Origin of the sequence: Arcicella rosea (assembly GCF_014204325.1) — a bacterium.
GTDB lineage: Bacteria > Bacteroidota > Bacteroidia > Cytophagales > Spirosomataceae > Arcicella > Arcicella rosea_A.
Genome location: NZ_JACHKT010000015.1, coordinates 118,589 through 128,235 on the forward strand (window position 1 = coordinate 118,589; position 9,647 = coordinate 128,235).

Annotated in this window: 11 protein-coding genes; 3 read left to right on the forward strand and 8 right to left on the reverse strand. The window is 32.6% G+C overall.

The features are described 5' to 3' along the window. The first annotated feature begins 34 nt into the window (after positions 1–34). Positions 35–1,348, forward strand: coding sequence for a UDP-N-acetylmuramoyl-tripeptide--D-alanyl-D-alanine ligase (locus HNP25_RS11655; protein WP_310587169.1), 1,314 nt, complete (start codon positions 35–37; stop codon positions 1,346–1,348). A gap of 126 nt (positions 1,349–1,474) precedes the next feature. After that, positions 1,475–2,434: a hypothetical protein gene (locus tag HNP25_RS11660; protein WP_184134327.1), complete on the forward strand. Its 960-nt coding sequence runs from the start codon at positions 1,475–1,477 to the stop codon at positions 2,432–2,434. Positions 2,435–2,476: 42 nt separating this feature from the next. Here HNP25_RS11660 and HNP25_RS11665 read toward each other — a convergent pair whose 3' ends face one another. Beyond that, positions 2,477–3,316, reverse strand: coding sequence for a hypothetical protein (locus tag HNP25_RS11665; RefSeq protein WP_184134329.1), 840 nt, complete (start codon positions 3,314–3,316; stop codon positions 2,477–2,479). A gap of 321 nt (positions 3,317–3,637) precedes the next feature. Between HNP25_RS11665 and ahcY the strand changes: the two genes are divergently transcribed. Then, a complete protein-coding gene (ahcY, locus tag HNP25_RS11670; RefSeq protein WP_184134330.1) occupies positions 3,638–4,954 on the forward strand; it encodes an adenosylhomocysteinase in 1,317 nt (438 codons plus the stop codon). A gap of 198 nt (positions 4,955–5,152) precedes the next feature. Here the strand turns inward: ahcY and HNP25_RS11675 are convergent, their stop codons facing one another. The 7 genes from HNP25_RS11675 to HNP25_RS21720 all read right to left on the reverse strand — a co-directional run. Next, on the reverse strand, positions 5,153–5,776 hold the full coding sequence (locus HNP25_RS11675) for a CatB-related O-acetyltransferase (protein WP_184134347.1): 624 nt from the start codon (positions 5,774–5,776) through the stop codon (positions 5,153–5,155). A gap of 222 nt (positions 5,777–5,998) precedes the next feature. Then, entirely contained in the window at positions 5,999–6,520 is a 522-nt protein-coding gene (locus HNP25_RS11680; protein ID WP_184134332.1) for a transposase, read from the reverse strand. Between the two features lie 102 nt (positions 6,521–6,622). Beyond that, a complete protein-coding gene (locus tag HNP25_RS11685) occupies positions 6,623–7,075 on the reverse strand; it encodes a hypothetical protein (protein ID WP_184134334.1) in 453 nt (150 codons plus the stop codon). Positions 7,076–7,258: 183 nt separating this feature from the next. Further along, entirely contained in the window at positions 7,259–7,600 is a 342-nt protein-coding gene (locus HNP25_RS11690) for a mechanosensitive ion channel domain-containing protein (protein ID WP_221432453.1), read from the reverse strand. Between the two features lie 285 nt (positions 7,601–7,885). Then, entirely contained in the window at positions 7,886–8,557 is a 672-nt protein-coding gene (locus HNP25_RS11695) for a leucine-rich repeat domain-containing protein (RefSeq protein ID WP_184134337.1), read from the reverse strand. A gap of 17 nt (positions 8,558–8,574) precedes the next feature. Then, on the reverse strand, positions 8,575–9,372 hold the full coding sequence (locus tag HNP25_RS11700) for a Fic family protein (RefSeq protein WP_184134338.1): 798 nt from the start codon (positions 9,370–9,372) through the stop codon (positions 8,575–8,577). Between the two features lie 82 nt (positions 9,373–9,454). After that, the coding region (locus tag HNP25_RS21720) for a hypothetical protein (protein WP_221432454.1) at positions 9,455–9,647 on the reverse strand (193 nt) is incomplete at its 5' end.

The window sequence follows — 9,647 nt, forward strand, 5'->3', positions numbered from 1 at the left end:
ATCTCATATTTGAGGTACACACATAACGAATAAAATGATGATTTCGCTTACTGAATTATATCAAAAGTATAAAGAATGTTCTGGTGTTTCTACGGATACCCGTAAAATTGAAGAAGCTTCTATGTTTTTTGCCTTGAAAGGTCCCAATTTTAATGCGAACGCTTTTGCCGAACAAGCCATCGAAAAAGGTGCGAAATATGCTGTAGTTGACGACGCAGAGTATGTTAAAAACGAACAATATCTATTGGTAGAAGATGGACTAAAAGCCTTACAACAACTAGCCAATTTCCACAGAAAACAGTTGAATATTCCATTCATTGGGCTAACGGGTTCTAATGGAAAAACAACAACGAAAGAGCTAATCAACTGTGTTTTATCAACCAAGTATCGTACTTATGCCACGCTAGGAAATTTGAATAATCACATTGGTGTTCCTTTAACGATTTTGGCAATTGATGAAACTATCGAAGTTGCCATTATTGAAATGGGAGCAAACAAACAAGGTGATATTAAAGAATTAGTAGAAATTGCTGAGCCTACTCATGGTTTTATTACCAATATTGGCAAAGCCCATTTAGAAGGATTCGGTGGGATAGAAGGTGTGAAAAAAGGAAAGGGTGAATTGTATGATTGGTTAGGTACACACAACGGAACAGTTTTCGTAAATGTAGCTTCTGAACCAACTTACGAAATGATTCAGAAGTATCAATTCAAAGAAAATATCATTTATACTTCAACGCAAAACCCATTATTTGAAAACGTCGTAAATATCCTTGAAGAAAGTCCTTTTGTCGTTTTCGAAGATGCTTCAAGCAACCAATATACTTCGCACTTAACAGGAATTTATAATTTCCAAAATATATGTGCAGCTATCAGGATTGGTCAATTTTTTGGTATTGAAACGTCAATCGCTTGTCAGGCTGTAGCTGATTATGTTCCCAACAACAATCGTTCTCAGTTTATTCAAAAGGGAACAAACATGGTTTTGATGGATGCTTACAACGCTAATCCTTCATCAATGTCAGCCGCTATTACTTATTTCAATGATTTGAAAGTAGGCAAGAAAATGGTGATTTTGGGCGATATGTTTGAACTTGGAGAAGAAGCCAGTGCAGAGCATGAAGCGATTGGGAAGTTATTGTTAAACTGTCATTTCGATTATATTCTTTTGGCTGGTCATTTGATGGAAAGTGCCGTGCGAGTTTTACCTTTGATGAAAGTACATTATTTCCCAGATAAATTTGGTTTACACAATTGGCTACAAGACTATCCCGTTAAGGATACTCATATTCTTGTAAAAGGCTCAAGAGGTATGGGATTAGAAAGTGTCTTGCAATTTTTGGGTTAACAGCCCCTCATTTTGTAGGATGAAATTACCGTTTAATCATTATTCAAGATAGAGTGAAAATGTTGTATTATCTTTGAGAAATTTTAAAAAACCAAAACGTTATTTTTAAAACTTATCCATTTAGTCATGAATAATTTATCAAGCGAAGAATCAACTCCTAAGCCCAATTCAAATAATGTTTTAAAAGCTGTATTAGCGTTAGTGGCTTTGGTGGCTGGTTGTTTGGCATATATGCTTTTTGAATCAAAACAAACATCAGCAAATCAGCAAGAAGTAATTGAAACGAAAGTGATAGAATTGGCTGATACCAGAGTAAAGTTAGATTCTATTACGACGCAATTGGAATCTCAAATTGCTGAAGTAACAAAACTCGGCGGAGATGTTGCTGAATTAGAAAAAGCAAAATTAGCTTTAGAAAAAGATAAAAAAGAGTTAAACAGTCGTTATGCTTCTTTAGAAAACATCAAGGATAATTATGCTGAAAGAATTAAAAACTACGAATTAATTCTGATTGCTAAAGAAGCAGAATTGGTACAATTAAGAGAAGAGAATTCTCATTTAACCAATGAAAACTCTACATTAAAAACAGAGAAAAGTGGTTTGGTGAAAAGTGTTGAAGAAGCGAGAGCCCAAAACCGTGAAGTATCTTCTATCAATAGAATTCTGACAGAAAAGGTTACTCGTGCGGCTGCTTTGAAAGCAGAATCTATTAAAATTTTAGGTATTACTGATAAGGGAAAAGAATTTGAAGATGACCGTTACAGATCTAAGAAATTAGGAAAAATAAAAATTGCGATTCAATTATCTAAAAACGACCTTACTGAAAAAGGCAAGAAAACAGTGTTAGTCAGAATACTTGACCCAGACGGTTATACGCTTTTTGATACGGATTTAGGTTCTGGTAATTTTGTTCATAACGGACAAGATTTAGCTTTCACCATGAAAAGAGATTTTACTTTTGATAACGATAATCCTCATGCAGATTTTTACTTTGATCGTGGCGCTCCTTACAGAGCAGGCAAATATACAGTAGAACTTTTTGCCGAAGGTTTCAAAATCGGAACAGGTGGTTTTGAAGTAAAGTAATAATAAAAATCAAAGGCTGGAATCACTTCCAGCCTTTTTGCTTTAGAGGTCAACAGATAAGTTGTAGGCTTTCTTTTTATCTTTCCAGTAGAACGTCATTTGGTTATTTTTAAATGACACAACTTTGAACAATGTGTTTTTAATGCCTCTGGCTTTGCCTCTTACATAGACAAAACCATTTTCTTCATAGAAATCTTCAATGGTAAATGTTTCAGGTAAATATGGGTTTCCTTCTACATCAGTGCTATTGATACCCGCATAAAAGTTTGAATTTACATTAAAGGTCTTCTTAGAATTTAGTAAAGCTATAATTTCATCCACTTTTGGGATACTATTACTATAAACAATTCCAGTAAGCGTAGTTTCAGTGGCTTTCCCAGTTTGATAATAACTACCAAATTGATTACCCACCGTATTTTGATCTAGCATAAAAACAACATTGCCCCCCAATAATGCTGCTTGAATTTTGAGTTTCCTGAAGGCTCGCTCTTTTACGGTGGTGATATTGGATAAAGTGGTCGTTCCCACGGCCTTGGCAAATACTTCATCCAATTTATACAATCCTTTCGTTTCAGATTCGAGGTGCGTTAAACTTACTTTTTCGTAATCGTGAACATATTTAATTTCTGCCAATGCCAACGACTCTTTGAAAAGTTGAACCCTTCCTGAGTTGAATCTGATTTTTTGTACATTGTTTTTGTAAATACTATTAATCAGCGTTTCGGATGGGAAAGAATATTTTACATAATCTGGTGCAATTTCCTTCACTTCTGCAAGAATTAGTCCTTCGCTTGTAAAAATAGAATCTACAGGATTATTTTGAGCCAGCAATCCATTACTAAGACAAGTAATGAATAAAAGATTTAAGATTTTCTTGAACATAAGCTTTATTTTGATGATTCGGAATAATGACAAGTAAAAAGCTTTTTACCCTGATTCGGATAAAATTATTTTTTCTGATACATTGATTGTAAGCGTTATTTATCTGTTTTTGTGAAGACTTGTAGAATCAGTAATCTACTATAACTGGTCAAATTACTAGATAATATTTCTTGATATTGGAGCTGAAAAGATATATTATCTAATTTTTCAGAATAAGCAGATAAATCGCAAAACTTATTCTGAATCATTTTTAGATTCATGGAGAAAGATGTTAATTTTGTGTTATTCTAAGAAAATTGAAATTTAAAACATAAAAAATAAATGTCAACTGGAACACAACAGTACGTGCCTTACAAAGTAAAAGACATCGCTTTGGCAGAATGGGGTCGTAAAGAAATACGTTTGGCCGAAGCAGAAATGCCAGGTTTGATGGCACTTCGTGCAGAATATGGTGAAGCTCAACCTTTGAAAGGTGCAAGAATCGCAGGATGTTTGCACATGACTATCCAAACGGCTGTATTAATTGAAACATTAACTGCATTGGGTGCTGATGTTACTTGGTCATCTTGTAATATTTTCTCTACACAAGACCACGCAGCTGCTGCTATTGCCGCTGCGGGTATTCCCGTTTATGCTTGGAAAGGTATGAACGAAGAAGAATTCAACTGGTGTATTGAACAAACACTTTTCTTCGGAGAAGACCGTCAGCCTTTGAACATGATTTTGGATGATGGTGGCGATTTAACAAACATGGTATTCGATGAATATCCAGAATTGATTGAAGGCATTAAAGGTTTATCAGAAGAAACTACTACGGGCGTTCACCGTTTGTACGAGCGTTTGAAAAACGGTACTTTATATTTACCAGCTATCAACGTTAACGACTCTGTTACTAAATCTAAATTCGATAACAAATACGGTTGTAAAGAATCTTTAGTAGATGCAATCCGTCGTGCTACCGACTTAATGTTGGCTGGTAAAGTAGCGGTTGTAGCAGGTTATGGTGACGTAGGAAAAGGTTCTGCTGAATCTTTACGTGGTGCAGGATGTCGAGTATTAGTTACTGAAATCGACCCAATTTGTGCTTTACAAGCAGCAATGGACGGTTTTGAAGTAGTAACAATGGATGAAGCGGCTACTCGTGCCAACATCTTTGTTACAGCTACTGGTAACTTACGTATCATTCGTGAGCGTCATTTCAAAGCAATGAAAGATAAAGCTATCGTTTGTAACATCGGTCACTTCGATAACGAAATCGACATGGCTTGGTTGAACAGTGCTTATGGCAATACAAAAGAGCAAATCAAACCACAAGTAGATATTTATAACATTGACGGTAAAGACGTAATCGTTTTGGCTGAAGGTCGTTTAGTAAACTTAGGTTGTGCGATGGGTCACCCATCATTTGTAATGTCTAACTCTTTCTGTAACCAAACATTGGCTCAGTTAGAATTATGGACAAACACTGATAAATACGAGAAAAAACTATACATCCTTCCTAAACATTTGGATGAAAAAGTAGCTCGTTTACACTTAGCACATATCGGTGTAAAGTTAGAAACTTTAGAAACAGAACAAGCAGAATATATCGGCGTAACCGTAGAAGGCCCATTCAAGGCAGAACACTATCGTTATTAAGAGTTGATTCTTTTCAAAATAAAAACTCCCCATCAGGTTTACTCTGGTGGGGAGTTTTTTTGTTTTAATTGCTTTATTATTTTTTCGGATTTTATCAAAATTAGGAATTGGCTAAAGTTTGGTTCAATGACGCACTTAGGCTAAGCTTTTTTGAGGATTTATAAAAAAGTAAAACGCTAATGGATAACTTGTTTTTACCTAATCAACTAAATCATCAATATTATTGCCAGTTAAATTGTTAACGTTGTTTGTAATTTTTTGAATGTCCCAATCCCACCATTTAAGTTCTAAAAGCTTAGTAATTTTTTCATCTGAAAACCTTTTTTTGATTTCCTTCGCTGGGTTTCCGCCAACAATTGAATAAGGTTCTACATCTTTTATTATCGTTGAATTTGTTGCAATAATAGCACCGTCTCCAATTGTAACACCTGCCATTATTGTTGCATTGTACCCAACCCAAACATCGTTACCAATATTAATGTCACCTTTTTGAGGATAAGTCTTACCTTCCATCGCTTTTTCCCAACCTTGTCCAAAAATTGCAAATGGGTATGTTGTCATTGCATCTGTTAAATGATTTGCACCGTTCATTATAAATTTAACATCTGAAGCAATCATACAAAATTTCCCAATTATTAATTTATCGCCAACAAAGTCAAAATGATATTTAACGTTCTTTTCAAAGTTCTCAACATTTTCAAAGTCGTCATAGTAGGTATAGTCACCAACAATTATGTTTGGGTTTTTAATTATGTTTTTTAAAAAACAAAGCCTGTCGTAATTACCAAGCGGAAAAATTATATTCTTATCAGGACCATTCATTAATATCTTACTGTTCATTTAAAGGATTCATAATTATTTCTTACAAGGAGCAAAAGGTTATAGCGGACAAGTCATTAGAAAACTTTTACCCACAATCACTGCTGATTTTTGCCCTTGTTGGTATTTTCACCAACAAGCTTTGCGTCAGCAACTCGCCAATAAGCAATTCTCCGCCCTTGTTGATATTTTTTACCAACAAGCCTTGCGTCAGCAACTTACCAATTAACAATCCTCAAGATAATGGGTTAAGAAACCAAACTCATCTATATTCATTTCATAAAAACGATATGAGGAAAACCAATACTTATCAGGGCTATTTGCTAACAACCATTTTCCTTTCAATGGATTAGCATGAATATAGGATAGTTTTTGTTCAATTACTTTTCGTGAATATAAATCGACACTCAAAGGATTTCTTTCCCAAAATTGGTATTGTCTATCCTTCAAGTTTACTTCAAAATGAGGTAAAATAGCAGGATGATTCTTTATCAAATCAAATTTAATTTGTTGAGCTGTGTATTTTAAAAAATCTCTTTGTACATCTTTCAGTAAATAGTTTTCATTGATTTTCCAGACCAAGTGAATATGATCTGGCATAATCACAAAACCATATACTTTCACTCGATGATTTTTAACCAAGAATTTAAGGATATCAATGATAATTTGCTTATACTTATCAGGTTTGAGTAAAGGTCTCCACCATAAAATTGTAGCTGTAAAAAACTGTATATAGTGATGATTCATAACATTAAGTTTTGTAGTGTTTTCAGTTGGCGAGTTGCTGACGCTTGTCTCGTTGGAGATAACTCCAACGAGGGCGAAAAAAGTTACTTTTTAAGTATTGTATCAAAATTTCCCTGTACCGTCATATTTCCCTTCTCCAATAAAATATGGTGCTTTAGAACAAGCCAAACAAGTATCATATTCCATCTTATGAACTAGTGTTAAAATTCTGTCTTCTTCATGACTGTAGTTTTCTCTGATATCATCAATATCAAAGAAAAAAAAACTTGGTTTATAATTTCTATTTATTCCAAAAGTTTCTTGATAAAAAACTTGTATAAAACGAGTATATTTCTTAATATCTTTTTGCTTTGATAATAAAGTCTTATTATTATAATTCACTATATATTTTATTAAAGTATCTCGACTTACTGGAGGGTTATCAACTACGTAATATTCAGTATATCTAAGATAATCTTTATCTTTAATCTCTACATTTAATTTATAAATTTCACATTTTTGTTGGCATCCAACAAAAATGAATAATCCCCAAAAAACAAATATTTTATTTTTCATATATCTTCTTTAATTCCAGCTCTTGTTGGTATTTTTCATCATAGCCTGACGGCTATGGAGATAACTTCAACGAGGGCAAAAATTAACACCCCTGCCAAGGTCAAATTTTTATGCAAAAATATTGCAGATAGAAAGGTAAATTGTAAGTACTGATATGATTAATATTTTCATTTAAATAGGCTCTTATTTATCGCTTTTGGGGTCGAAAACAGAAAATGATTTATCAAAAAAATGAGAGTTTGGTATTGTTATTATTGCATTATTTACTGTTTTTATGTACACAAAAAAATAATTTAATTCAATAACTTCTCCCTCGTATTGATAGTCTTTATGCAATACTTTTATGAAGTCACCTAACTTAACAGGATGATTAAAGAAAATCAAAATACTCGAAGTGATATTTGAAAGTAATGACCAATGAGCGAAAAATGCTATACCCAAAGCGGTCAAGATTGTACTTGCAAATAATGCAATTTCATTTTGTTTGAAACCCCACACTCCCGTTAGAAGGATAATAGCAGTCATTGTCGAAAATAGCTGTACAGATCTTATTGCCATTTTTCTTCTACTCCTTTCTAATCGAGTTCTTTTGAGAAAATTATTAATAACTGTTTTAAATATAAAATACAAACCGATATAGCCACCTAATATTATTACGGTTTCAATAATTTCAATGTTGAATGAGCTCATTTCTTTAATATACTATTAAGTAATGGACACAATTTAAGTAACGTTTTTTGTGTAAATATTTGATTATTAGATATATGGAGTGCTAATCGCCAATCGTTTCTTAAATTTATTGTCTTAAAATTAAAAATTTATTTTTATGCCATAGTTTTGATTTTGGAAATTGTTTGGAGCTATTCTGTTATCATGAAGATCTAGGTATTTTAAATTTTTTAATCCCTTTATTTCATGTGGAATTGAATTAAAGTCATTGTTATTTAAGTACAACATTTCAATATGTGTCAAGCTATTAATATTCTTAGGTATTTTTTTTAAATGGTCTTTTTCTAAATGTAGGATTTTTAGATTTGGTAATTGACTGAGCGTTTTTAGGCTACTATGTATTTTGAAATACTTTTCATCATTCAAAAAGAGTTCTTCTAAGTTCTTTAAATTGCTGAATGATTTTGGGAGAAGTTTAAAATCATTGCCACTTAAATCAAGTGTTTTCAAATTTCGTAAAAATGTTATTTCCTTAGGAATTTCTTTTAAATGGTCGTTTTTAAGGCTTAAATATCGTAGGTTTTTAAATTTTGCCCAATTCTCATTTGGCATTATAAACTTTTTATTGCTCAAATTTAAACGGTAAACCAGTTCTGGATTTTTTAGTGCCTCTTCGATAGAAGTGAATTCTTTCGTTAATAAAGTTGAATCTGCCTTATTTATTGAAATCGAATCTAACTTTGATTGACCTAACATAATTTGTGAATATGCACAAAGAATAATAATTATAAAGTAGTTGAGTGTGATTTTCATTTTATTTTTTTGTTTATTTAGATTTTTGATTGAGATTGTTCTCTATTTATTCCTATAAGATTGATGCTATCATAAAGTAAAGTAGCATTGACTAACAAGCGGTCAAGTTCTTGTTCAAAAAACTGCTCGGTGTAGTCATTCCATGTATTTGGGTGGTTCATGAGTTTTTTAAAGCTATTCGCAAGAGTATTGATATAATCTTTTTTTTGTGGAGCATCATTTATAAATATTGGGGGATACAAATCATACATTAGCATCCAGTTTTTTGCAATTCTTGTTACTCTTCCATTTCCGTCCACAAATGGGTGAATTCGAATTAACTCGTGGTGAAAGTATATTGCCCTTATAATGGGATTTGAAATAGATTGAATTTTATAGAATAGTTCAGAAACTAATTGAGGAACGACTTTTGGTTCAGGACAAATATGGGCTCCTATTTGTACTAGAGTTTGTCTGTATCGGTTTGGATGAATTGCATTAGTTTCGGGGGAAACTAAACGAAGAAGCTGAAATAATTGCACTTCTTTTTCAAAATTATTTTGTAAAATTATTTCTTCAATAACAAAATCAAGCGATACTTTTAAATTTAGTAAGTACTCTTTTGCTTCTTCTTCGTTTTGAGCTTCCATCTGAGCATTTTTAATACCTACAAGTTCTTGAAGATTATGCATTCCTGCTAAATAGATGTCTAAAAGGTCATCGTCAAGGTGATGTCGGCTGTATATAATTAGTCTGTAAATTGATTTTATGATGTTGTCAATTTCATCTATTTTTTTTTGATTTATTTTGATAATTTCTATCGGTAGCAATTCCATTTTACTTATGTTTTATCGTTTTCATCCGTGGCTGGTTTCCTGAACATTGCTGTTCGGAAGACTCATGTTTTGGTTATTGGGTTTACTTTATCAATTTTATTGTGATTTCCCCCACAATAGTTGTTAGCTTATAAACTATCGACAATATACTTGTTATCATTGGATATATAGCATTATTTCTAGGCTCAACCCTTAAACTGGGCTGATGATTAAACATTGTTGATAATTTCTCAAATCTGGCGTTAAAAGTAGTTGAAAAGTTTCTTGTAAAGCCT

Coding starts and splice junctions, on each gene's coding strand:
- HNP25_RS11700 (WP_184134338.1), bottom strand. CDS start 9,372: ATGGAATTGCTACCGATAGAAATTATCAAAATAAATCAAAAAAAAATA.
- HNP25_RS11675 (WP_184134347.1), bottom strand. CDS start 5,776: ATGAATGGTCCTGATAAGAATATAATTTTTCCGCTTGGTAATTACGAC.
- HNP25_RS11660 (WP_184134327.1), top strand. CDS start 1,475: ATGAATAATTTATCAAGCGAAGAATCAACTCCTAAGCCCAATTCAAAT.
- HNP25_RS11690 (WP_221432453.1), bottom strand. CDS start 7,600: ATGACTGCTATTATCCTTCTAACGGGAGTGTGGGGTTTCAAACAAAAT.
- HNP25_RS11680 (WP_184134332.1), bottom strand. CDS start 6,520: ATGAATCATCACTATATACAGTTTTTTACAGCTACAATTTTATGGTGG.
- HNP25_RS11695 (WP_184134337.1), bottom strand. CDS start 8,557: ATGAAAATCACACTCAACTACTTTATAATTATTATTCTTTGTGCATAT.
- ahcY (WP_184134330.1), top strand. CDS start 3,638: ATGTCAACTGGAACACAACAGTACGTGCCTTACAAAGTAAAAGACATC.
- HNP25_RS11655 (WP_310587169.1), top strand. CDS start 35: ATGATGATTTCGCTTACTGAATTATATCAAAAGTATAAAGAATGTTCT.
- HNP25_RS11665 (WP_184134329.1), bottom strand. CDS start 3,316: ATGTTCAAGAAAATCTTAAATCTTTTATTCATTACTTGTCTTAGTAAT.
- HNP25_RS11685 (WP_184134334.1), bottom strand. CDS start 7,075: ATGAAAAATAAAATATTTGTTTTTTGGGGATTATTCATTTTTGTTGGA.